18 protein-coding genes and 1 pseudogene are annotated in these 22,137 nt (G+C 62.2%); 11 read left to right on the top strand and 8 right to left on the bottom strand.

The genetic code is table 11. The features are described 5' to 3' along the window. Positions 1-329 (bottom strand): SOS response-associated peptidase family protein (locus tag NHF53_RS22990; protein ID WP_374591313.1); only part of this gene is annotated, 329 nt, incomplete at its 3' end. Between the two features lie 447 nt (positions 330-776). Next, positions 777-1,403: a translation initiation factor 2 gene (locus NHF53_RS22985; RefSeq protein WP_252836279.1), complete on the bottom strand. Its 627-nt coding sequence runs from the start codon at positions 1,401-1,403 to the stop codon at positions 777-779. A gap of 709 nt (positions 1,404-2,112) precedes the next feature. Between NHF53_RS22985 and NHF53_RS22980 the strand changes: the two genes are divergently transcribed. Then, positions 2,113-2,298 (top strand): hypothetical protein, encoded by a 186-nt coding sequence (locus NHF53_RS22980; protein WP_252836278.1) that lies wholly within the window; start codon positions 2,113-2,115, stop codon positions 2,296-2,298. Positions 2,299-2,344: 46 nt separating this feature from the next. Here the strand turns inward: NHF53_RS22980 and NHF53_RS22975 are convergent, their stop codons facing one another. The 3 genes from NHF53_RS22975 to NHF53_RS22965 are packed head-to-tail and all read right to left on the bottom strand — an operon-like array spanning position 2,345 to position 5,245. Then, the gene (locus NHF53_RS22975) at positions 2,345-3,349 is read right to left on the bottom strand and encodes a tyrosine-type recombinase/integrase (protein WP_252836277.1); all 1,005 of its coding nucleotides are present in this window, start codon (positions 3,347-3,349) and stop codon (positions 2,345-2,347) included. Further along, positions 3,342-4,307, bottom strand: coding sequence for a tyrosine-type recombinase/integrase (locus NHF53_RS22970; protein ID WP_252836276.1), 966 nt, complete (start codon positions 4,305-4,307; stop codon positions 3,342-3,344). The genes NHF53_RS22975 and NHF53_RS22970 overlap by 8 nt, the downstream gene beginning before the upstream one ends. Then, complete coding sequence (locus NHF53_RS22965; protein WP_252836275.1) at positions 4,304-5,245, bottom strand: tyrosine-type recombinase/integrase; 942 nt, start codon at positions 5,243-5,245, stop codon at positions 4,304-4,306. The genes NHF53_RS22970 and NHF53_RS22965 overlap by 4 nt, the downstream gene beginning before the upstream one ends. A 731-nt stretch (positions 5,246-5,976) precedes the next feature. Between NHF53_RS22965 and NHF53_RS22960 the strand changes: the two genes are divergently transcribed. The 4 genes from NHF53_RS22960 to NHF53_RS22945 all read left to right on the top strand — a co-directional run bounded on the left by NHF53_RS22960 (position 5,977) and on the right by NHF53_RS22945 (position 13,292). Next, complete coding sequence (locus NHF53_RS22960) at positions 5,977-6,924, top strand: DUF3991 and toprim domain-containing protein (protein ID WP_308218705.1); 948 nt, start codon at positions 5,977-5,979, stop codon at positions 6,922-6,924. Between the two features lie 142 nt (positions 6,925-7,066). Further along, a complete protein-coding gene (locus tag NHF53_RS22955) occupies positions 7,067-7,669 on the top strand; it encodes a DUF1419 domain-containing protein (protein WP_252836273.1) in 603 nt (200 codons plus the stop codon). A gap of 11 nt (positions 7,670-7,680) precedes the next feature. Then, the gene (locus tag NHF53_RS22950; protein ID WP_252836272.1) at positions 7,681-8,079 is read left to right on the top strand and encodes a DUF3085 domain-containing protein; all 399 of its coding nucleotides are present in this window, start codon (positions 7,681-7,683) and stop codon (positions 8,077-8,079) included. A gap of 98 nt (positions 8,080-8,177) precedes the next feature. Next, positions 8,178-13,292: a DEAD/DEAH box helicase family protein gene (locus NHF53_RS22945; protein WP_252836271.1), complete on the top strand. Its 5,115-nt coding sequence runs from the start codon at positions 8,178-8,180 to the stop codon at positions 13,290-13,292. A gap of 34 nt (positions 13,293-13,326) precedes the next feature. On the opposite strand, the gene NHF53_RS22940 is transcribed toward NHF53_RS22945, so the two are convergent. The 3 genes from NHF53_RS22940 to NHF53_RS22930 form a co-directional block, all read right to left on the bottom strand. Continuing rightward, positions 13,327-14,439: a Fic family protein gene (locus tag NHF53_RS22940; protein WP_252836270.1), complete on the bottom strand. Its 1,113-nt coding sequence runs from the start codon at positions 14,437-14,439 to the stop codon at positions 13,327-13,329. 209 nt (positions 14,440-14,648) lie between these two features. After that, on the bottom strand, positions 14,649-14,945 hold the full coding sequence (locus tag NHF53_RS22935) for a type II toxin-antitoxin system RelE/ParE family toxin (RefSeq protein ID WP_252836269.1): 297 nt from the start codon (positions 14,943-14,945) through the stop codon (positions 14,649-14,651). Next, the gene (locus NHF53_RS22930; RefSeq protein WP_062284648.1) at positions 14,942-15,208 is read right to left on the bottom strand and encodes a type II toxin-antitoxin system ParD family antitoxin; all 267 of its coding nucleotides are present in this window, start codon (positions 15,206-15,208) and stop codon (positions 14,942-14,944) included. The genes NHF53_RS22935 and NHF53_RS22930 overlap by 4 nt, the downstream gene beginning before the upstream one ends. Before the next feature lie 356 nt (positions 15,209-15,564). On the opposite strand from NHF53_RS22930, the gene NHF53_RS22925 reads away from it, so the two are divergent. The 6 genes and pseudogenes from NHF53_RS22925 (at position 15,565) to NHF53_RS22895 (ending at position 21,530) form a co-directional block, all read left to right on the top strand. After that, positions 15,565-17,418: a ParB/RepB/Spo0J family partition protein gene (locus NHF53_RS22925; protein WP_252836268.1), complete on the top strand. Its 1,854-nt coding sequence runs from the start codon at positions 15,565-15,567 to the stop codon at positions 17,416-17,418. Between the two features lie 97 nt (positions 17,419-17,515). Further along, a pseudogene (locus NHF53_RS22920) lies at positions 17,516-18,151 on the top strand (hypothetical protein); the annotation flags it as partial. A gap of 736 nt (positions 18,152-18,887) precedes the next feature. Further along, positions 18,888-19,487 (top strand): hypothetical protein, encoded by a 600-nt coding sequence (locus tag NHF53_RS22910; protein WP_252836267.1) that lies wholly within the window; start codon positions 18,888-18,890, stop codon positions 19,485-19,487. A gap of 323 nt (positions 19,488-19,810) precedes the next feature. Beyond that, entirely contained in the window at positions 19,811-20,737 is a 927-nt protein-coding gene (locus NHF53_RS22905) for an ArdC family protein (RefSeq protein WP_252836266.1), read from the top strand. A gap of 146 nt (positions 20,738-20,883) precedes the next feature. Next, entirely contained in the window at positions 20,884-21,126 is a 243-nt protein-coding gene (locus NHF53_RS22900; protein ID WP_252836265.1) for a type II toxin-antitoxin system VapB family antitoxin, read from the top strand. Then, positions 21,126-21,530: a type II toxin-antitoxin system VapC family toxin gene (locus NHF53_RS22895; protein ID WP_252836264.1), complete on the top strand. Its 405-nt coding sequence runs from the start codon at positions 21,126-21,128 to the stop codon at positions 21,528-21,530. Before NHF53_RS22900 ends, NHF53_RS22895 begins: the two co-directional genes overlap by 1 nt. The last annotated feature ends 607 nt before the right edge of the window (positions 21,531-22,137 follow it).

The raw sequence follows: 22,137 nt of genomic DNA, 5'->3' as shown, positions 1-22,137 counted from the left end.
CGCGTCCAGTGCTTGCTGGCGGTGTTGCGGATGTTCGTCGTTCCGCCGTCCGGCTCCATCTTCAGCAGCTCCTGAAAATCGACGTCCTTGCCCTTGGCACGAAGCTTGTCCGCGCGTTTCGATGCGGCCTGGAACAGCGCCTGCTTCGAACTCGGCATGCCCCAGCGTACGCGGGTCAGTTCGCGCTCACCGTTGTGGTTGCGCACGATCGGCGCCATCTGGTCGGGATAGATGTCGAGCGACGGCTCCAGATTGCCGAGCCGGTCGAAGGCGTGCGTCAGCGCGCGAATGGCTTCCTGGTTGGTCGTGATGTTGTAGAGATTGCACATCGGTCGCCTCGCAAGGTTGACGGCGGGTGCATGCTATCACCCGCTCCGTCTGCTCGAAACCTATCCTTTGCGCAACGGGTAGAGGGCCACTACCTAATCTCTGAATAGGTAGATTGCTGCTAAGATTACATTCACAACAGTCGCAAATGTTACGATAACGGTTAGCCACCAAATGCGATTGGTGAGGTTTTCCATTCGAGTAGCTGTACGTGACTGCTCCCGTTGGCGCAGCTCATCAAGATAGTAGTTGACCCCGGCCACTGTGCTAGTCGCCAAGGTGTCATGCTCTTGAATGAGTTCTTCGTCAGACAATGCTTTAAGAGCAGACAGGCTGTGCGACATCGTCCTATACCACGTCATTTTGAATGGCTACATCTGCTGCGAAATCTGCCTTCCCTCCGCATCAGGAACAATTGGATTTGATCGATTCCTCTCTTGCGGGGCCAGCTACGCGACCGGCGTTCCAGTTGCCTTCTTCGGCGTTTCGATCACCGGGCTCGGAATCACCGGCGTTTTCGGGTTCTTCGGATCGATCGGCTCGAGCACGACATAGGCCGGGTTCGGGTAGTGATCGAGCGCAGCGCCCGTCGCGGCATCAACGCCCATGCCGATCACGCCGCCGACAAGGATATTTCCGGCAAAGCCGGTAGCCCCTTCTCCGCTGACCTTCGTCTTCACGTCGAGCCGACCCGGTTTGTATCCCTCTCTCTCCGCGAATACCGTGAATTGCGCCTTCCGCTCGACCTTGATCGTACACGGTGACTGCGGGCACGCGTGGCCCAGAGATGTCGTAAGCTTGGCATCGTTCGGCAGCGCCGAGATGACGACGTTTTCACTCGTGCCGCGCGAAATCGAGCCACACGAACAAAGAGCCACGGCGAGCGCGGCAACAGACATAACTTTGAAATACATGATAACTCCCCTTACCCGAGGGTAAGGAAGCAGAATTGCGCGCAGAAGTCGATTTGCAATTTTACGATTGGTTAACCATGGGATGCCCGGCAGGTGCAACAGCGCCTGCAACTTCAGTTGTCCGTGAGCAAAGCGCCAAAAGCCGTCGACACGGCGTGACATCAGGGTCCACCCGGGAGCTACCCAACTTGCCGAAGCTTCACTCGGAGGGGTCGCATTTGCTGACCAAAACAGACGGAAGGCGAGACGACCTGACCTCATTTTTCGCGGTCGCTGTTTCGCACTCGGCGTGGTCGGCCCTCCGGATAGCGGCTCAGGATCCAGCACGAGTTGCCGTTCGAACTGCGCCTTGAGGCCCAGGACAGACAAAAGCGCGCCTCAAGATGGGTGCACCATTCGTGATGGCACATGTGAGCTACACACAATCCTAGCCTTGCCTGTCATCATCGACCACCAGGCACATCGCACATGGTCCCGCGGACGAGTTCGCCGCAGAAACACGCCAGCGATGTCGTCCGCATCGAACAACCTACTGCGATGAGCCCTTAACTCGCCGAGGCAATCGTCGGAACCACCTGTCGCCGCTGAGCACCAGCATGCCGTGGCGGAGAGTGTGGAGGGTCGTGGCTGTAGCTGCAGTGAAGGTGAGAGACCTGTCCCGGGACTTCACCTGGCCATCCGAAGCGAACCAATCCCGCTCTTGATCGATGGCGTCCTGGACCAGTTCCGGATCTCCGTCGATCAACCCTCTATCGGGGTCCGCTAGCAAGCTGCGGCCGCTCGGCATTCGCCTCGCGGTGATCGCGACCGTCCCCGGTCCTTCGAGGAGCCATCGAGCGGGATCGGCCCGCTCCGAACGGAGGTTTCTCACATGGCACAGGATCTTACACTCGCTCAACGCCATGCTTTCGCGCTCTCCCGCACCCTCATGGTCCCGGTCACGCTCTTCAGGTCCGGCGATGAGTTCGGCGTCCTGCCGAGCGACGAACTCGAAGACGGCGAAGTCGAGACCATCGCCGATTATGATCCGTGGGAGATTATGTGCGGCTCTTACTGAGATAGCCGCATTGAGGCGCAGCTCGGCTTGACCGAGCTGCGCATAATCAGAGTGCTTGGAGGAATGCCATCAGGTGATCGGGCGCCCGATATCTGACCGGCGCCGCCGCAATGGGCTGAAGGCGGCTCAACGCGGCCTCCTTCATTGCGAGATCGGCCTCCATGTAGATATGTGTCGTGCTCGGATCCTCGTGACCGAGCCACAGGGCGATAACCGTCAGGTCGACGCCCGACTGCAGAAGGTGCATCGCCGTCGTATGCCGGATCGTGTGGGGGGAGATCGAACGTTTCGAGAGTTCCGGGTACTTCAGGACGGCATGTTCCACTGCCAAGCTCAGCCGTTGTGTCACACTCGACCGGGACAGCCGCCCTCCTGCGCTACTCGGGAACAGGTATGCTTCCGATCGGGCGTCCGGCAGCCGCTTGAGCCAATGCTTCAGCGTTGTCGCGGTGGCTTTCCAGAGGGGGACGCTCCGGCGCTTTCGCCCCTTGCCGTGGAGATGCACGACCGGCGACAGATCGAGCTCCACGTCACCGACCTTGAGATTGATCGCTTCAGATACACGCGCTCCGGTGTTGTAGAGCAACGTGAACAACGCCTGATCCCGGCATCCTGCCCACGAGCCCAGATCGGGAGCGGAGATGATCGCCTCCATCTCGGATCGCGACAGAAAGCCCAACACTGTCTTGTCGTGCCGCTTTTGCGGAACGGCAAGACTGCGCTCGATCGTCGCCAACGCGGTCACGTCCTCGTGGGCGGCATATTTGAGAAACGCTCGTATCGCCGACAACCGGGCATTGCGGCTACGCACGCTGTTCTTCCGCTCGCGTTCGAGATGATCGAGGAAGGAAAGTATCAGCGGAGCGTTCAGGTCCGCCAAGGTGAGATCCGTCGGAGCCTTCCCGATCTTTTGTTCCGCGAAGGCGAACAGCAATTTGAAGGCGTCGCGGTAGGCGGCAATCGTACATGAACTGACCGCCCGCTGTTGGCGCAGGTGGTCGACGAAGAAGCGCTGCACCAGCACTGGGAAGGAGGGCGAGCGATCAGGCATGCCGGTTCTCCCCTAAACGGTAAGCATGATGCTCGAATCGTTCGCCTGCCAGCGCCATCAGTTCCGGGACGGCTTGCAGGTACCAGTAGGTATCCTTGGGGCTGACATGGCCCACGTAGACGGAAAGGGCCAATACGGCGTTGTCTATGTCTGTGCCATCGGCCTGCCAGAGCATGAGCCGTCGGCAGATGAAGGTATGCCGCAGATCATGAAGGCGAATGAACGGGTGGCCGCCGCGCGGCACTATACTGACTTTCCTTGTAAGCCGGTTCCAGGAGCGCCACACCCGCATATAGCCGAGCTCGCCGCCACTTTCCTCGTCGATAAAGAAGGGTTCGGAGTTTGAGGCCGGCGCTATCCCCGCCCGCATACGCATAAAGTCCTGAAGCGTTGTCAGCGCTGTCGGATGGAGCGGCACAATGCGTGTTCGTCCGAACTTCGAGTTCCTGACCTTCAACTGGCCTCTGGCCAGGTCGATGTCACCGCAACGAAGTCCAAGGACTTCGGATATCCGCAGTCCGGTTCCGGCCAGCAGACCAAGAAGTATTGGGAACGCTGCGGTTCTCGACCCGAAACCCGGACGAAGCTCCTGTGCGCAAGTGATGATGTCGTCGATCTCCGACACGGTGTAGATATGCGGTGCCAGCCGCCGGGTCGATTGCCCGAAGGGCATCCCTGCGGGGAATTCGGTCCTCGGCTCCGTCTTGGCCAAATGCCTTGCGAAGGGCCTGAGTCTCGCAAGACGTCCGGCCCAGGTAAACGGATCGGAATGGATCGCCTCTTCCTTGGCCCAGCGGACCGCGATCCCGGACGTCAATGGACCCTCATGGCCATGCCCATCGGCAAAGCGAGCGAAGCCACGCAGCAGATTCCCTGGGCTGTCCATCTTGAACCCGAGCTTATGGCATTCGTCGAGGTAAGCTTCCACGCGGGCGAGCATCGTGATCGAGGAGCTCATGCGATCGCTCCCGGCCAGGGCAGCGCGACAGCCGACAGCCGCGCATCGTCGAGGCGCGTGTAGCCAGCCGTGGTGTCGATGCTTCGATGACGAAGTAGGTCTGCGACCTGCTTCATTGGCACGCCGGAATTGACCAACCGGCTGGCGAGGGTGTGTCGAAGGATGTGGACGCGGCTGCGATCCCAGCCCAGCCGGGCGTAGGCTGCGTGCAGAGCCTTCTGTACGACCCGTCTTCCGACGGGTTCACCGAGCGGCGCGACGTGCCTGACGAATACCTCGCGACGCGTCGTCTCCGGCCGTTCGTGGAGGATGTAGTCGACGATCGCCTCGCCGGTCGTGACCGAAAGCGGCAATACGTAGGACCTCCGCGTCTTGCCTGCGGCCAACCTCACGACGCCCTCTTTCCAATCGATGTCATCGAGCGTCAGCCGGACGACCTCGCTCGAGCGCAGCCCAAGGTCTGCAAGGCATCGGACGATGGCGTAGCCGCGTCGGCGTGAAGGACAGGGCTCGTTAAAGGCCGACAAGAGCTGCTCCAGAGCGGTGGCCGACAGGGCTTCCGGCAGCTGTGCATCCCGCCAGCAAGCTGGACGCGGAACAGCATGGAGAAGATGCGTAACCTGGTCGCCGAGCATGGCGCGGTAGCGAAAATAGCATCGGATGGATCCCCCGACAAAACGGATGGCATGGGTGCCTCTCTCACCGGTCCCCAGTACGAAGCGACGGACGCTGGCAGTCGAAATCTTGCCGAGTTCGATGGACGCGCCGTCGAAGTGTTCTCGCAATAGCCGTCGGATGACACGGCATCGCTCGTCACGCGTGCTCCTCTGGAGACCCCAGACTTCCTCCATGTGCACATGGAAACGCCCTATCTCCGCTTCGATGTTGTCGGGTGGGGCGATGGGAATGAGACCATTCCGGCGCAGAATACGAAGCAAGGCGTTGATCGCAGCCCGGTTCAGGATGAGGTCTGCAGGAACCGGCCTTCGGCATCCGCATGTCGGCAAGTGACCAACAAGGAACCGGCTGACGCAATCTTCGTCGATGGCATTAAGGCCAATTCCTTCGGCGCGTAGCCAGCCGCCGAAATGAAGAACGCTCGCAATACACCTTCGGGAGTGTAGATCGGTATAGCGACCTCGTGACAGGTGGTCTTGGTAGAGGCCTATTGCAGGCCAAAGAATGTTGTCTGGATCGTAGAACTTATAACGAGTGTGCAAGGGGACGGGCATGCTTGAACTCCTTTGTGGGACGAGCAGCCGACCGTATTATGTTTAGTTCCACTGAGCAGCCACGGGGCGAAAACTCGGTGCATCGTACCTTTGAAGGGGTGGGCGCGGTTGTCAGCCGCACATAATCTCCCACGGATCATAATCGGCGTTATGCAGAGATCTGCATAACGCCGAATTCGATCCCTTCGAATACGGGCCGGCTCATTGATCCGGCTTTCCCTCTTCTGGTGCCGCTTGCGCGCGGCAGGCCGCAAGGGAAGCTTCGCCGCGGCCGGCACGGCCAGCTCGCAAGGTGCAGATCTGCACCTTGCCGGCCGCGCCCTTGCCCCCTTCGCTCTTCGCGGCCGCTGGAAAGGGCCCCGCAAACTACGGGGAGAACAGAAACAGGCAGAAAGGGCGGACGCGAGAGCGCCGGCACGAAAATGGAGAAACAAGATTTGGAGGACTTGCGGGAGCGTGTCCCGTGCGGCGTCATGTTGGAGCAGGCCGGCTTTGCGGTCGACGTGAAGGAGAGCACTCGCGGGGCCGTCAAGTACCGGCGCGGCGCGGAAATCGTCATCGTCATCCATGGCGGGAGGGGTTGGTTCGATCCCCTGTCCGACGCGAAGGGCGACGTCTTCAGTCTCGCCGCGCATCTCGAGGGAGTGTCCTTCGTCGAGGCTCTCGACCAGGTCGCCGCATTGGTCGGTTTCGTTGCCAAGGAGCCGGTGTGGACGCGAAGCGTTCGAGATTCCGTCCTGCTCGGTTCCATTCCGGAACGATGGGCAAGAAGCCGCATGCCTTGGCGCGGGTCGATGACGTGGCGCTATCTGCACGACGGGCGACACCTCCCGGAAACCATCATCCGCGATGCCATTCGTCACGATGTGCTGCGGGAAGGCCCGCAAGGCAGCATGTGGGCGGCGCACGTCGATGCTGATGGCGGTGTCACCGGCTGGGAGGAACGCGGCCCCGACTGGCGTGGCTTTTCGACGAGAGGGTCGAAGGTTCTGTTCCGCCTCGGCTCCCTCGATGCTGAGCGTCTGTGCGTCACCGAGGCGGCGATCGACGCCATGAGCCTGGCTGCGTTCGAAGGAATGCGAGCGGGAAGCCTCTATCTCAGCACCGGCGGAGGATGGTCGCCAGCGACCGAGAACGCGGTGCGTCGGCTTGCCGCGCGTCCCGGCGCTGAGCTCTTTGCCGCCACGGATGCCAACCGCCAGGGCGAAACCTTCGCCGCCCGATTGCGCGACATTGCCGAAGAGCTCGGCTGCGCTTGGTTTCGCCTCAAGCCGCCGGCCGAGGATTGGAACGATGCCCTGCGTGCGCGGGTAGAGGAAAGGAAGGAAAGGAGAATGGAAGGAAGGAGAGGCCTGCCGCATGCCCGCCGGCCGCGTCAAGGGTGAAGCTTCGCCCGGCTTTGCCGGCCCTTGACTCGGCCGATCGGAGAGGCGGCTTGAGGGGAGGGGTCAGGAAGGGCTGAAGAGAAGATGGCGACCATGAGGATGTGCCGCGCTTCGGCCCGACGAGGCCAGAAGGAACCCGCTCATGACCCTCTCTCCTATCCGCAAGGTATTCCAGGGTGTCGCTGATCGGCACCAGATGTTCCGCATGTTCGACCGTCACGCGCAGCGCCCGAACCGCTGGGAGGGCGACGACAGCGCGCTCTACCGTGGCGAGTGGTTCGAAATCAGTGAGCCGTCCCGTGATTACATGTTGGAGATCCTGCCGCCGCTCTGGCTGAAGGCTGAGATGTTCGCCATGCGCGAATTCCTCACCAGTTCGATCACCTCGATTTTCTTCACCCTGTCGATCGACGGCCGCATCCGCCATTTCCACGGCTATTGCGACCTCGCCGACAAGGGGTCCTGCGAACGCATGCGTGCCGCGATCATCGAGTGCGAATCCCGGCCCGTCCGGGCGATGACGCGCGAGGAGCGCCTCGAGCATATCTGGTCGAGCACGGCGGACGACTATCGTGGCTACGCTGGCGAACGTTGGCCAAAAGCCGATCGCGGCAAACGCACGGTTCTGCTTTATGGCGGCAAGGAAGGGACATTCCTGAAACTCCTCCATCAACTCACCGACGCGGAGATTTCCGCGAAGCTGCCGGTGCATCTGCGTTACCTGCCCGACACCATCGCGGCATGAGGAGGCGGATCATGTTCACCTTCTCCGTCACCGACATTCACGCCGTGCTCGAGCGCGGCCGCGCCGACGCTCAAGCCAATGGCGGATATCGCGTTCCCTTTCGCGGGATGTCGTCGGAAACAGACGCCAGACCCGGACTGTGGCTGGTCGGCGATGAAGGCGTCTATGTGATGTCCTCCGGCAAACTCGCCGAGGGTCAGCGCCCGCTCGTCGTTTATGCAGAGGAGTGCAATCCGAAGACCGATCCGGACTATTGGCACACCAAGCGCCGATACTTTGGCGGCGATGACGGAGTCGAATTCATCGACGCCGTCGAACTTGAACGGCTGACGGCAGCCGCGCCGGACGCGACGCATCTTCTGATCACCATGGACGATACCTCCCTATCCCTCACCCCGATCCGCCGCTGACCGCGGCGCTTCGTTCATCCACCAATCCTCGCGCGACCGGACCGCCTGCTTTGCCGGCGGGCAAGCCGGTGCGCGTCTTCACACAGGAGAACCTTTCAATGGCGCATGACGATCCCTTCACCCTCGACATGTTCGGCTCGAGCGCGCTGTCGTCCGGGCTCAGCCTCGGTGTCACCGCCTTCGGTGGCTTCGCATCGGAGCCGGCGAATGACGACGATCCCGATCCGACGCCGCCGGCGCCCGCACCGGCGATGGCGCTCTCGGCCACGCGGAAAGCTGCTGCCCGCGGGGAGGGCGATCGCAGCAACTTCCATCTCGACGACAGCGAGGATCGCGGTCTCGCCACATCCTGGAAGGAACGGGCCAGGGCCAATGTCGCGGCGATCCTGCTGGCCGATGAGATCAAAAAACAGGAGCGCGCCGCAACGCGAGACGAGCAGGCGAAGCTTGTCCGCTTTACCGGCTTCGGCGCCTCGGAACTCGCCAACACCATGTTCCGCCGGCCGGGTGAGGTTGATTTTCGCGAGGGCTGGGACCATCTCGGCTCGTCATTGGAAAGTGCCGTCACCGATCGCGAGTACGCGAGCCTCGCCCGCTGCACGCAATATGCCCATTTCACGCCGGAATTCATCATCCGGGCGATCTGGGCGGGTTTGCAGCGCCTGGGCTGGCGCGGCGGCCGTATCCTGGAGCCGGGCATCGGCACGGGCCTGTTTCCGGCGCTGATGCCGCAAGATTTTCGCGACAAGGCGCATGTCACCGGCGTCGAGCTCGATCCCGTCACCGCGCGGATTGTGCGTTTGCTGCAGCCGAAGGCCCGGATCGTCGAGGGGGATTTCGCGCGCAGCGACTTCTCACCGATTTACGATCTTGCCATCGGCAATCCACCCTTTTCCGATCGCAGCGTGCGTTCGGACCGGCAATACCGATCGCTGGGTCTCAGGCTGCACGACTACTTCATCGCGCGGTCCATCGATCTCCTGAAGCCCGGCGCCTTCGCCGCCTTCGTCACCTCGTCGGGCACGATGGACAAGGCTGACGCGACCGCCCGCGAGCATATCGCCAAATCCGCCGATCTGATCGCGGCGATCCGGTTGCCGGAGGGCAGTTTCCGGCGCGATGCCGGCACGGATGTCGTCGCTGACATCCTGTTCTTCCGCAGGCGCAAGTCCGGCGAGCCGGAGGGCAATCTTTCCTGGCTCGATCTGGAGGAGGTCCGCCCGGCGACTGAAGACGAGGGTGCGATCCGGATCAATCGCTGGTTCGCAATGCATCCCGGCTTCGTACTCGGCGACCACGCGCTGACGTCAGGCCCGTTTGGCGAGACCTATACCTGCCGCGCTCGTCCCGGCGTCGAGCTCGAAACGGCGCTGACGGCCGTCATTTCTCTCCTTCCGGAAGACCGTTACGATGGCGAGCCGACCGAGGTCGATCCCGACCTGGAGGACGACCTCGGCGCCATCGTCGACCTCCGTCCCGGAAACGAGGCGATACGCGAAGGCAGCTTCTTCATCGATGCCAAGCGCGGCCTGACGCAGATGGTGAGTGGCGCACCGGTTCCGGTCAAGAATCGCAAGGGTCGCAGTAGCGAAGGCTTCTCCGAGAAGCAAGTTCGGATCATCCGGAAACTGATACCGGTCCGCGACGCGGTGCGGGAGGTCTTGAAGGCCCAGGAGCAGGATCGCCCCTGGCGCGATCTCCAGGTTCGCCTGCGCATCGCCTGGTCGTCCTTCGTCCGCGACTTCGGGCCCATCAACCACACGACGGTTTCCATCACCGAGAATGAGGAAACCGGAGAAGTCCGAGAAATCCACCGGCAGCCGAACCTGCAACCCTTTCGTGACGACCCTGATTGCTGGCTGGTCGCCTCGATCGAGGATTATGATCTCGAGACCGACACGGCGCGGCCGGGTCCGGTCTTTTCCGAGCGGGTCATCTCGCCTCCCGCCCCGCCTGATATCGCCAGCGCTGCGGACGCGCTCGCCGTCGTCCTCAACGAACGCGGCCGCGTCGATGTCGATCACATTGCCGAGCTCCTCCATCGTGACTCGGAGGCGGTGATTGCGGAACTGGGCGACGCCATCTTCCGCGATCCCGCCGACGGTTCCTGGCAGACCTCCGACGCCTACCTCTCCGGTTCGGTGCGCGCGAAGCTTGGCGTTGCGGAAGCCGCGGCCGAGCTCGACCCGGAGTTCCGGCGCAATGTCGCGGCACTTCAGGCGGTGCAGCCGGCTGATCTCGGTCCATCGGACATCACAGCGCGCCTCGGTGCACCGTGGATCCCGGCCTCCGACGTCGCTGCCTTCGTGCGTGAGATGATGGGAGTGGAAATCCGCATCCATCATATGCCGGAACTGGGGTCGTGGACGGTCGAGGCAAGGCAGCTTGGTTATACGGCCGCCGGCACCTCCGAATGGGGCACCAGCCGCCGGCATGCCGGCGAACTGCTGGCGGATGCGCTGAACAGCCGCGTTCCGCAGATCTTCGATACGATCAAGGATGTCGACGGCGAGCGCCGGGTGCTGAATGTCGTCGATACGGAGGCGGCCCGCGACAAGCTCCAGCGAATGAGGCAAGCCTTCCAGAACTGGGTCTGGTCCGATCCGGATCGCACCGACCGGCTGGCGCGGGTCTATAACGACCGCTTCAACAACATCGCGCCGCGAAAGTTCGACGGCGCGCATTTGCAGTTACCGGGCGCCTCTGGCGCTTTCGTTCTCTATGGGCACCAGAAACGCGGCATCTGGCGGATCATCTCTTCCGGCTCGACCTATCTTGCGCATGCCGTCGGCGCCGGCAAGACCATGACAATGGCAGCCGCCATCATGGAGCAGAGGAGATTAGGCCTGATCGCAAAGGCGATGCTGGTCGTTCCCGGTCATTGCCTCGCGCAGGCGGCCCGCGAGTTTTTTGCCCTCTATCCCTCGGCCAACATTCTCGTCGCCGACGAGAGCAACTTTACCAAGGACAAGCGTGCTCGGTTCCTGTCGCGGGCGGCGACAGCGGTCTGGGACGCAATCATCATTACCCACTCTGCCTTCAGGTTCATCGGCGTGCCATCGGCCTTTGAGCAACAGATGATCCACGACGAGCTGGAGCTTTACGAGGATCTGTTGCTGAAGGTCGACCACGATGACCGGGTCTCGCGCAAGCGGCTCGAGCGGCTGAAGGAAGGTCTGCAGGAGCGGTTGGAATCCCTCTCCACCCGCAAGGACGACCTGTTGACCATCTCCGAGATCGGCGTCGACCAGATTGTCGTCGACGAGGCGCAGGAGTTCCGCAAGCTGTCCTTCGCCACCAATATGTCGACGCTCAAGGGGATCGATCCAAACGGTTCGCAGAAGGCCTGGGACCTCTATTTGAAATCTCGCTACATCGAGACGAAGAACCCGGGCCGCGCCCTGGTGCTCGCGTCGGGCACGCCGATCACCAACACGCTCGGCGAAATGTTTTCCGTCCAGCGGCTTCTCGGCTACGAGGATTTGCGCGATCGCGGCCTGCACGAGTTCGATGCCTGGGCCTCGAACTTCGGCGACGAGCGCACCGAACTGGAGCTCCAGCCCTCCGGCAAGTACAAGCCGGTGAGCCGCTTTGCGAGCTTCGTCAACGTCCCCGAACTGATCGCCATGTTCCGCGCCTTCGCCGACGTAGTGATGCCGGAGGACCTGAAGGCCTATGTGAAGGTGCCTGACATCACCACCGGCAAGCGGCAGATTCTGACCGCGGCACCCACCCCCGCCTTCAAGGCCTACCAGCAAATCCTCGAAATGCGCATCAAGGCTATCGAGGAGCGCGACCGTCCACCCGAGCCCGGTGACGACATCCTGCTTTCCGTCATCACCGACGGACGCCATGCGGCGATCGACCTGCGTCTGGTCATGCCGGCAATGGATGACGAGGCGGAGAACAAGCTCAATCTTCTCATCCGCAATGCGCATCGGATCTGGCAGGAAACTGCGCAGAACAGCTATGTCCGCCCGGACGGCAAGCCGTACGAGCTTCCCGGCGCCGCGCAGATGATCTTTTCCGATCTCGGCACGATCAATGTCGAGAAGACAAGGGGCTTTTCGGCTTATCGCTGGATCCGCGACGAACTCATCCGCATGGGCGTGCCGGCGCCCGAAATCGCTTTCATGCAGGACTTCAAGAAGACCGAGGCGAAGCAGCGCCTGTTCGGTGATGTGCGCGCGGGAAAAGTCCGCTTCCTGATCGGGTCATCGGAAACCATGGGTACCGGCGTCAACGCCCAACTCAGGCTGAAGGCGCTGCACCATCTCGACGTGCCGTGGCTCCCATCGCAGATCGAGCAGCGGGAGGGTCGTATCGTTCGGCAGGGCAACCAGCATGATGAGGTCGATATTTTCGCCTACGCCACGCAAGGCAGTCTTGATGCGACGATGTGGCAGAACAACGAGCGCAAAGCCCGGTTTATCGCCGCCGCTCTATCCGGCGACACCTCGATCCGCCGGTTGGACGATCTGAATGAAGGCCAGGCCAATCAGTTCGCCATGGCGAAAGCCATCGCATCCGGTGACGAGCGCCTGATGCAGAAGGCCGGGCTGGAGGCCGACATTGCTCGCCTCGAGCGTCTGCGCGCGGCCCATGACGACGATCTCTTTGCGGTCCGCCGCCAGATCCGTGATGCGGAGCGCGAGATCGAAACGGCGACCCGCCGCATTGGCGAAATCGGCCAGGACATCGAACGCCGGCTCCCGATCTTAGGCGACGCCTTCAACATGACCGTGATGGGCAAGCCTTACACGGAGCGGAAAGAGGCCGGCCGCGCCCTGATGAAGAAACTCCTCACCCTCGTCCAGCTCAACCAGGAAGGCGAGGTTCATATTGCCACCATCGGCGGCTTCGATCTCGTCTATGACGGCGAGCGTTTTGGCCGGGGTGACAATTACCACTACCAGACCCTGCTTCAGCGCACCGGCGCGACCCAAGAGATCGATCTCGCCGTCACTGTCACGCCGCTCGGCGCGGTCTCCCGCCTCGAACATGCGCTCGACGGGTTCGAGGAGGAGCGGGAGCGCTATCGCCAACGGCTCGAGGAAAATCGGCGGCGGCTTGCCTCCTACCAGTCGCGGCAGGGCGGGACCTTCGCCTTTGCCGACGAACTGGCTGAGAAGCGTCAGAAGTTGCGAGAGGTCGAGGAGGCGCTCGCCAATTCGGCCCGCGATGACACTGAGGCGCAGAGAGTCGCCGCTTGACCCGTTCGCTCATGCAACGGCCTCACCAAGCCTCCTAACCATCGCTTGCTATGTTCAGCCGGTAGCGCGTTGCCTTGCGTTCTCCGGTGCGCAACAACGCCCCTTTCTCGACCAGATCGGAGAGGTCGCGTGTAATGGTCGAGGGCGGAGCGCCGGTGATTGTCGCGTAGTTGCCGGCACTCAAGCCCCCGGTGAAACCTTCCGGCCCCTCGGCCAGCATACGCAGCAGCACTTTCTCCTGCCGTTCGTTCAGCGCGCCACGCAGCCTGTCCATGAAGCGCGTCTTCTCGATCAGGAAGCGGACCAGTTCGTCCGCCGATTTCTGGGCTTCGAGCGCCCGGTCCGCGAACCATGAGAGCCAGTCATCGATAACAAGTGTGGAGCTCGCCGCCTCCAGCATCGCGTAATAGTCCTTGCGGTGTCTGAGCAGCGACTTGGACAAGGCGCTGAAGGTCGGCGTGGAAATCGCGCGCGCAAGCGCGCTTTCGGCGATCGCCCGACCGATACGGCCGTTGCCGTCCTCGAAAGGATGGATGCTCTCGAACCACAGATGGGCGATGCCGGCACGGGTGAGAGCGGCAAGCGGTTCCGGCCCTTCGGGGGCAGTCCGTTCGAGCCATTCTAGAAGCCTGCCCATCTCGGCCGCCAGGCGATCGGAGGGAGGCGCTTCGAAGTGCACACGCTCGCGACCGAATGCGCCTGACACGATCTGCATCGGCTCGTCATGGCGGCGATAGCTGCCGATATCAACAATGTCACGGCGGCCGTTCATGACCATCCTATGCCATTCGAACAGCCGTTCCTCGGTTATCGGATCAAACGGGTGGCGGTAGAGGTCCGCCATCATTTCGGCAATGCCAGCCTCCGCCGGCCTGTTGTGGAATGGGGCTGCAGACATTCCGAGTTGGCGCCGAAGGGACGATTGTACGCTGTCGCGATCAAGGACTTCACCCTCGATTGCCGATGTGCTCAAAGCATCGGAGCTGAGCAGCTCGATCACGACCTCCTCGCGGTCGTCTTTCCCCAGATGGCGCATGGTGCCGATGGCGATAGCCGCATTCTCCATGAATGCCTGCTCCCTGACTCGCAGAAGTTCAGGGTTCCATTCGAATTTCGGCCACCCCGCCAATTCCCAATTCCATGCCATGGGCGATAAACTCCATATTTATCGCCCACAATGTCGCAATAATGTGAGCGATAAAAGCGATTTGTCTCGCTCATTGTTTGGAGGCTGTGAAACTGTGCAGGCAGAGTGGCACGATATCAGCGGGAATACGGTGATACTTATGCCGGAACCGCGAAACGCTGCCGGCTTAGCGGTTACGTGCGAGATCGCCCCAGACTGGCCGGCCGAAATTAGTCACCGAACAGGATGGCGCCATAGTCGGTGGCGCCATGCAGTATATGGATGATGACCACCTTCGCAGTTTCGACGCGGTAGAAGATCAGGTAATTGCCATGAACGCGCCGGCGGACGCCATGGTTCTCGTAGCGGGGGACGAGGGCGAAGCCGTTCGGACTATTGACGAGATCGTTACACCTGCTGCGCAGCTCCCGGATGAATGACAGCGCGCGCCGGGGATCGTCCTGAGCGATATAGTCGGCGATCTGCTCAAGGTCGTTTTCCGCCTCGCTGGAAAACTCAAGGATCATGCCGATTTTTCGGCCTTGTCAGCCATCGCACTGTACTTGGCCTCAAGTCGATCGAAGACATCGCTCGCCGGCTTCGTTCGGCCAGCGTCTGCATCGGCAATGCCGCGCATGATGGAAGCATCCAGTGCGGCAAGCCGGGTCTCGCGGTCCTGTACCAGTCGCACACCTTCCCGCAGCACTTCGCTTTTCGAGCCATAGCGACCTGTGTCGACGAGTTGCTGGATATAGCTTTCGAGCTGCTTTCCCAGATCGGCACTGATCATGCGGTCCTCCATAGAATGTGATGGAGGAGAAGATAGGCATTTTATCAACTATTATCAATCTCATTGGCGATCACCCGCATTCCCAATGCGTGAGGTGAAAAGGGAAAACGGGAAAAATGGAGGGAAACTCTCTCGCAGACCGGCCTCCCCGTCGCCGCTTTCGCTCAACTGCTCCCTCCGCACCCCTGCTGCTCGTTCTCGCAAGGCTTTGCCCCGCTCGCCCTGACCGGCAGGGCCGCTCGGGCGCAGTTGCGCCGGTGTGTCCGCCCTGCGGTCCGGGAAGTGTCTTCGGAAAGAACTGAAGACGGACAAGAACCGGTGATGTGCCGGTTCCGAACCCCGGAAGGAGCAATCCCATGCAGATCCTCAAACTCGATCCCCGTGCGCTGAAGGACAATCCCGACGACGCCCGCCGGTCCAAATCCTCGCCGCAATCCGATGCCCTGCTTCTGGCGACGGTAAAGGCGGTCGGCATCATCCAGCCGCCGGTCGTGTCGCCGGAGACCGGCGGAGGCAACGGCTATATCATCCAGGCCGGTCACCGCCGCGTCGCCCAAGCGATCGCCGCCGGCCTCGAGGAAATCGAGGTGATCGTCCGCGAGGCGGCGAACGATAACGGCGCCATGCGCTCGATGGTCGAGAACATCGCCCGTGAACCGCTCAATCCTGTCGATCAATGGCGCGGCATCGAACGTCTCGTCGCGCTGGGCTGGACAGAGGAAGCAATTGCCGTCGCACTCGCTCTGCCGGTCCGCCAGATCCGGAAACTCAGGCTGCTCGCCAATGTGCTGCCGGCCATGCTCGATCATATGGCGCTCGGTGACATGCCGAACGAGCAGCAGCTCCGCACTGTCGCTGCGGCCTCGCTCGACGAACAGAAAGAGGTGTGGAAGGCGCATAAGCCGAAGAAGACCGAGCGGGCCGACTGGTACAACATCTCTCGCGCCCTCTCGAAGACCCGCATGTATGCGAAGGATGCGAGCTTCGGCGACGACCTCGCCAGCGCCTACGGCATCGAGTGGATCGAGGACCTGTTTTCGCCGGCCGACGAAGACACCCGCTATACCACCAATGTCGAAGCCTTCCTCGGAGCCCAGCAGGAATGGATGACCAGCAACCTTCCGAAGAAGGGGGCGATTGTCGAGGTCAACAGCTGGGGCCAGCCGGAATTGCCGAAGAAGGCGGAACGCGTTTACGGCAAGCCTTCGAAGTCCGACCATGTGGCCATTTATCTCGACCGCGACGGCAAGGTCCAGTCGGTTGCTTTCCGCATGCCGGAGGACAGCAAACCGAGGGGCAAGGGTGGCGTCTCAGCGACAGGTGGGCAAGGTGACGTCCATGACGGCAGCATCATCGATACTCCGAAGCCCCGCCCCGACGTCACCCAGAAGGGCCATGACATGATTGGTGATTTCCGCACTGACGCCCTGCACGAGGCGCTCGGCCGCGCGCCGATCGAGGACGATATGCTCATGGCCTTGCTCGTTCTTGCCTTTGCCGGCCAGAACGTCCGCATCGACTCCGGTGCCAATGACACAGTGTTCGGGCCGAAGCGGTTCCGGCGCCATGCCGCGCGCCTGTTTTCCGAGGATGGCAAGCTCGCCTTCGACGTGGAAACGGTGCGCGCCGCCGCCCGCTCCATGCTGATCGACGTCCTGTCGTGCCGCCGAGGCATGTCAAACAGTGGCGTCGTGTCCTGCATCGCCGGTGATGCCATTGGCGCCGATAGCTTCTTGCCCAACATGGGCTCGGAAGATTTCCTGTTGTGCCTGTCGCGGCAGGCGCTGGAGGCGGCAGCGAAGGAGGTCAATGTCCTGCCGCGTCCGAAGGTGCGCGAAACCCGTGCGGCTCTGGTCGACCACTTCAGGCAAGGTCATTTCGTCCATGCGTCGGCGTTCTTCGCCCCCGATCCGAACGATGTCGCCGATCTGATCAGGCAAGCCGACACTCTCGATGACGAGGTATCCCCGGCCGGCGTCGCCGAGGATGGGCTCGACGTCGAGCGCATTGAAGGTGCCGGAGCCAATGCCGAGACGGTTGCAGATACAGGCGAAGGCGCTCCGGTTGATGGGAGCGCTGTCGATGAAGGTGAAGCTCTCGATCCGTCCGAGGGTGACGGCGATCTGCCCGAGCCATTGGACGATGCTCCACACGCGGCCGAGCCCGAGCCCGCCGATATGCAGGATGCCTATCGCGTCGCGGCGGAATAGCCGCACTCCCACTTTCTTTCCGAATGACGTTCCGCCGTCGGTGCTCGCACCGGCGGCGGTTTCGTTTCAACGCCCTCAAGACTTTAGGAGAGACGGCATGATCGAGAATACCGAACATCAGCGCGAACGGCGGGCACTCGGCCGTCGCGAAATCGCCACCCGCGTCCATACACCGTGGGGACCATCGCAACGAACGACCGTTTTTGCTGAAGGCGTCGAGTGCCATACGACTGCCGGTCACGGCGGCTTCAAGCTTTCGGCGACGCGCAATCGCGATGTTCACCCGCTACTGCGTTCGAAAGACGGCTTTTATGAAGAAGACTCGGCCTGGGCGATCGTTGCGATCACCTTTCCCCATCTGTTCACCGCGTTTGAGCGGCAATGCGCGGAGCGGTCCATCAAGGATTGGTGGCCCGACGCCTGGGAGAAGATTTCTGGCACGATCCTGGCGCCCGGAGAATCCCATGTGAAGGACCGTCGCGCCTTCGAGGCAAAGCATGCCGTTGACTGGGTCGTCATATCAGCCATCCGGTCGGACCATCATCCCGGCATGACGGAGGTCATCGCCGCACGCGGTGGCAGGCGCGATCCTCTTATCGAGGAACGGCGCTATCTGGTGCCGTCTGCGGAATACGCGGTCGGCCGATTTGGCTTCGTCATCGATGAGGCACGGCATGCGGCGTATGACGGCCCGTCGAGTTTCGTGTCGTGGTCGGCGAGGGGCGCTGCATGATGCCCTCAGGAGACCGCCAGACCGAATTGCGGCGGATGGAGGAGGCTTGCCGCCAGACACGGCACCAGCTCGACATGATCGAACGCCGGATCATCCGCAATACGACAGCATTGATCTCGTCGCTTTCGTCGCGTCGGTCCGGGTGTCGTCGCGGCAGGTCGCCTAACCCGGACGCCTTACTCTGCCGCTAACGCTCCCATCTTGCGGCGACCACCGCCGAGCGCCAGCCGGAGATCGACGCGCTCTCGCGCAAGCTGGCAAGAGAGGAAGCGGCAATCGCGTCTTTGCGTGCCAGGAGTTCACCGTCCGGCTATGCTCGACAGTGCGGCCACGCGGGCGCAGACGATCCGAGACCCTGATTGTTGCGCTTGCCGAGGTCACGGGGCTGGGCAGTTGGGTGGAGGTCAGGTGCGAGCTTTGCCTGATTTCCTTGTCCGCCCCGGCTCGGAGAGCCCCGTGGCCGGTCTGTCCTTCGGTTTCGTGGCGGTCTGAACCGGCGCCCGTTCGGTTCAAGGCCGCTCGCGCGCCGCGGGGCGGCCGGTCATGCCGTTCTCGACAAGGCGGCCGAGCAGGCTTCGCAGGTCTGTGAGACCCGCTTGACCGCTTGGTCGCCCCGCTCGACCTGGCCCGACCGGACCCTGAACCGCCCGGCTGCTGCCGGTTCCTTTCGACCGCACCGAAGGACAGATCGGCCAAGGGGCCGGAACCGCTTCGGCAAACGGAAAAGGAAACCATCATGGCAAAGCCCGCAACCCCATCCCGTCGAACCGCTCGCCCTGCAGCCCGTGTCGTACAACTGCGCAAGGGCGCCACCATCGAAATGGTCCGCCTCACATGCCCCGATGAAGCCCAGGCGCTGAAGATCGCCGAAAGCTTTGGCACCGCCATCCTCGACAGCGACGGCATCCGTGACCTGCATGAGCGCCTGATCGTCGAGACCGCGACCGCTCTTTCCGATGGCCTTGGCGAACGGGCAATGCAGATTCATCTCCAGCGCATCGTCGGCGCCTATGTCGGATCGGCCCATGGCGCCGGCCAGTTCTACAGCAAAGCCGTCACCGAAGCGCGCGACGCTACCGCAAAGGGATCTGCTGACGCCCGCGACGAGGACCTCGATGGCCCTGTCGGCTATGACAGCGCCGCCCAGCGCAAGCGCGAGTTCGCGGCCGACATGGGCGTCCAGGCGCACGCGCTCAGGATAGCCGCCGAAGGTGCCGTCGCCGCCTACAGCCAAATCGTCGGCGAGGTCTGGAAGCCCTTCGACCGGCCTGTCGACAATCCGGGCCAGTCCCTCGACCGCAAGGCGGCCGCGGCGCAGATGTCGGCCTTCGATTGAGGCCGACCTGGCGGAGCTTCGGCTCCGCCTTCATCGTATCCAGGAAGAAGCCGTCTCCTTACGGGGCGGCTTTCCGTATTTCGACGTCACGGCAAAGTCGCATGAGGGGAGGTGAGAGAGAGAAAAGAAACCAGGGCGAGAGACAGGCGCCATTGCGGTCCTGTCCCTTCTGTCGGTCCTGCAGGAGTCGACGGCAGGCGCAACGGCTGCGCCGTCCTTCTCTTCATTCCGGCCGTTCCGGTGCACATGCCGCCTGACCGCTCCTGCCATCGGCCCTCCGCGACGGGCCGCGATCGGCGCGGTTTCCCACAGAGGGCAGAAGAATGAGCCGGACATCAGAAAGTACGAGGATCGACGTCTATACGCGGATCACGGAGCGCATTGTAGCAGATCTGGAGAAGGGCGTGCGCCCTTGGGTGCAGCCCTGGAGTGCCGGCAACATGGCCGGACGGATCACCCGGCCGCTCCGCCATAACGGACAACCATACACCGGGCTGAATGTGCTCTTGCTCTGGTCGGAGAGTATCACGCGAGGGCTTATGTCGGCGACATGGATGACCCTTCGGCAGGCGAACGAACTCGGCGCCCATGTGCGCAAGGGCGAAAGCGGCGCGACCGTCGTCTACGCCAGCCGCTTCACGAAGGCGGAAAAGGATGCGGGCGGCGGCGAGATCGAGCGCGACATTCCGTTCCTCAAGGCGTACACGGTCTTCAATTGCGATCAAATCGAGGGGCTTTCGGATCACTACTATCGCCGCCCGGAACCGGTCGCAGAGCCGCTCGAGCGCATCGAGCACGCGGACCGTTTCTTCGCCAATACCGGCGCGGTGATCCGGCATGGTGGGTCACAGGCCTTCTATCAGCCATCCAGCGATAGCATTCAGATGCCGGGTTTCGAGACGTTCCGGGATGCCGAGAGCTATTACGCAATCCTCGGACATGAGGTCACCCACTGGGTTGGCGCAAGCCACCGACTGAACCGGGATTTGAGTCGCTATCACAAGGATCGAACGGATCGCGCGCGCGAAGAGCTTTGTGCCGATATAGGGGCTTGTTTCCTCTGCGCCGATCTCGGAATCGTCCCGGAACTGGAGCCGCGGCCCGATCATGCGAGCTACGTGGCCTCGTGGTTAAAGCTGCTCGACGGTGACCGCCGGGCAATCTTCCAGGCGGCCGCACATGCCCAACGCGCTGTCGCTTGTCTCCACGATCTCCAACCGAAGGCCGAGACGGAGCGGGAGGCCGCTTGATGTTGTCCGCTCGAATATCGAAGGGGAGGGCGAGACGCCTTCCCCGGTCGGCGGTGCGACCTTCGTGTCCCCCCGTTTGAGGAATCTTGCAGATAGGGGCGAGGCGATCTACATTGTTTCCTGAATTTATCTACATGGAGTGACCCATGCCGATCAACGTCAACAATCCTGAAGCGGACGCGCTCACGCGTAAGTTCGCGCATATGGCCGGCGTCAGCATTACCGATGCGATCGTGATTGCCATGAAAGAGGCGATCGAACGCCGCCGTCACCAGGAGACGCCGCTGCAAACCGCCGCCCGGCTCCGCGAACAACATGGCGTCAAACTCGATGAGGCTCAGAGACAGCCGCTTCCGCACGAAGCCTATGACGAGTTGTGGGAAAGCTGATGTTCGTCGATGCCTGCGCCATCATCGCGCTCCTTTCCGACGAACCGGAGGCGGCGCGCGTCTCCAATGCGATCGCGTCCGCGAAGGTCGCCTTCACCTCCCCGGTCGCCGTGCTTGAGGCTGTGCTCGGCCTTGCCCGCCCCGACAAGTTCGGCCTCACCGTGGCGGAGGTAGAACCGATCGTCATCGAGTTCCTCGATGAGCGCGGGATCGAAATCCGCGATCTTCCACCTGCGACCGCGACGACCCGGATCGCTCTCTCCGCCGCGGATCGTTATCGCGCGGGCCGCCGGGGCCTCAATCTCGGTGACTGCCTGCATTACGCATGCGCCAAATACTACAACGTGCCGATTCTGGCGACGGCGGATGAGTTCAGACAGACAGACATTGAAACCGTGCCCTGATGCCGCCAGCCACGACGGCTGGTTCCGGGCGAAGGCGCAGGAGGCCCTGGACGATTCCCGGGCCGACGCTCCCGACGAGAGGGCCGAAGCTCATTTCGCCGAGCGACGTCTAATTCCTCTGGACCAGCCTACAGGGAGAACTCGTGAGACCCGGGTCGCCCGCATGTCCGGGAATATGCGGCCGATGCAAGAACCGTCATGCCATTTCGACGACCGGCGCATTTGTCGTTGACATGATGCCGGGGGGCGTCGGTGAAGGATCGACGGACACCGTAGGCCCTGCAGGCGTGAGCCGTTGTGAGAGCGGTGCCATCATCACGGTCGCCGTCGGGGATCGCCGATGAAATCCAGGCCATAAGCCGAACTCCTTCCCGATTGAAGCTGGGCGCACCTGCGCAGACCTCGATGGACTGGGTGTGACCGAAGGACGCCTTCGTCTCGATCGCCTCGACCGCAACGGCCATCCGCAACTTTCTTCCCCTGCGAACAGGTTCGCATTCCTCGCGGTCCATGTGTGGACACCCCTTCGGTCAAGGCCTGATTTGATAAAAATGAACTCCGGTAGAGTGCTCACATGTGTCCGGCCTTGATATTCGCAGCATGGAAC

Source organism: Ciceribacter sp. RN22, assembly GCF_024054295.1.
Classification (GTDB): domain Bacteria; phylum Pseudomonadota; class Alphaproteobacteria; order Rhizobiales; family Rhizobiaceae; genus Allorhizobium; species Allorhizobium lividum.
This window is presented reverse-complemented; position numbering and strand designations above follow the sequence as displayed.

Bases quoted from the DNA above. Each gene is read 5' to 3' on its own strand.
- NHF53_RS22985 (WP_252836279.1), bottom strand. From the start codon at position 1,403: ATGTCACGCCGTGTCGACGGCTTTTGGCGCTTTGCTCACGGACAACTG.
- NHF53_RS22980 (WP_252836278.1), top strand. From the start codon at position 2,113: ATGGCACAGGATCTTACACTCGCTCAACGCCATGCTTTCGCGCTCTCC.
- NHF53_RS22975 (WP_252836277.1), bottom strand. From the start codon at position 3,349: ATGCCTGATCGCTCGCCCTCCTTCCCAGTGCTGGTGCAGCGCTTCTTC.
- NHF53_RS22970 (WP_252836276.1), bottom strand. From the start codon at position 4,307: ATGAGCTCCTCGATCACGATGCTCGCCCGCGTGGAAGCTTACCTCGAC.
- NHF53_RS22955 (WP_252836273.1), top strand. From the start codon at position 7,067: ATGACCCTCTCTCCTATCCGCAAGGTATTCCAGGGTGTCGCTGATCGG.
- NHF53_RS22950 (WP_252836272.1), top strand. From the start codon at position 7,681: ATGTTCACCTTCTCCGTCACCGACATTCACGCCGTGCTCGAGCGCGGC.
- NHF53_RS22945 (WP_252836271.1), top strand. From the start codon at position 8,178: ATGGCGCATGACGATCCCTTCACCCTCGACATGTTCGGCTCGAGCGCG.
- NHF53_RS22940 (WP_252836270.1), bottom strand. From the start codon at position 14,439: ATGGCATGGAATTGGGAATTGGCGGGGTGGCCGAAATTCGAATGGAAC.
- NHF53_RS22935 (WP_252836269.1), bottom strand. From the start codon at position 14,945: ATGATCCTTGAGTTTTCCAGCGAGGCGGAAAACGACCTTGAGCAGATC.
- NHF53_RS22930 (WP_062284648.1), bottom strand. From the start codon at position 15,208: ATGATCAGTGCCGATCTGGGAAAGCAGCTCGAAAGCTATATCCAGCAA.
- NHF53_RS22925 (WP_252836268.1), top strand. From the start codon at position 15,565: ATGCAGATCCTCAAACTCGATCCCCGTGCGCTGAAGGACAATCCCGAC.
- NHF53_RS22910 (WP_252836267.1), top strand. From the start codon at position 18,888: ATGGCAAAGCCCGCAACCCCATCCCGTCGAACCGCTCGCCCTGCAGCC.
- NHF53_RS22905 (WP_252836266.1), top strand. From the start codon at position 19,811: ATGAGCCGGACATCAGAAAGTACGAGGATCGACGTCTATACGCGGATC.
- NHF53_RS22900 (WP_252836265.1), top strand. From the start codon at position 20,884: ATGCCGATCAACGTCAACAATCCTGAAGCGGACGCGCTCACGCGTAAG.
- NHF53_RS22895 (WP_252836264.1), top strand. From the start codon at position 21,126: ATGTTCGTCGATGCCTGCGCCATCATCGCGCTCCTTTCCGACGAACCG.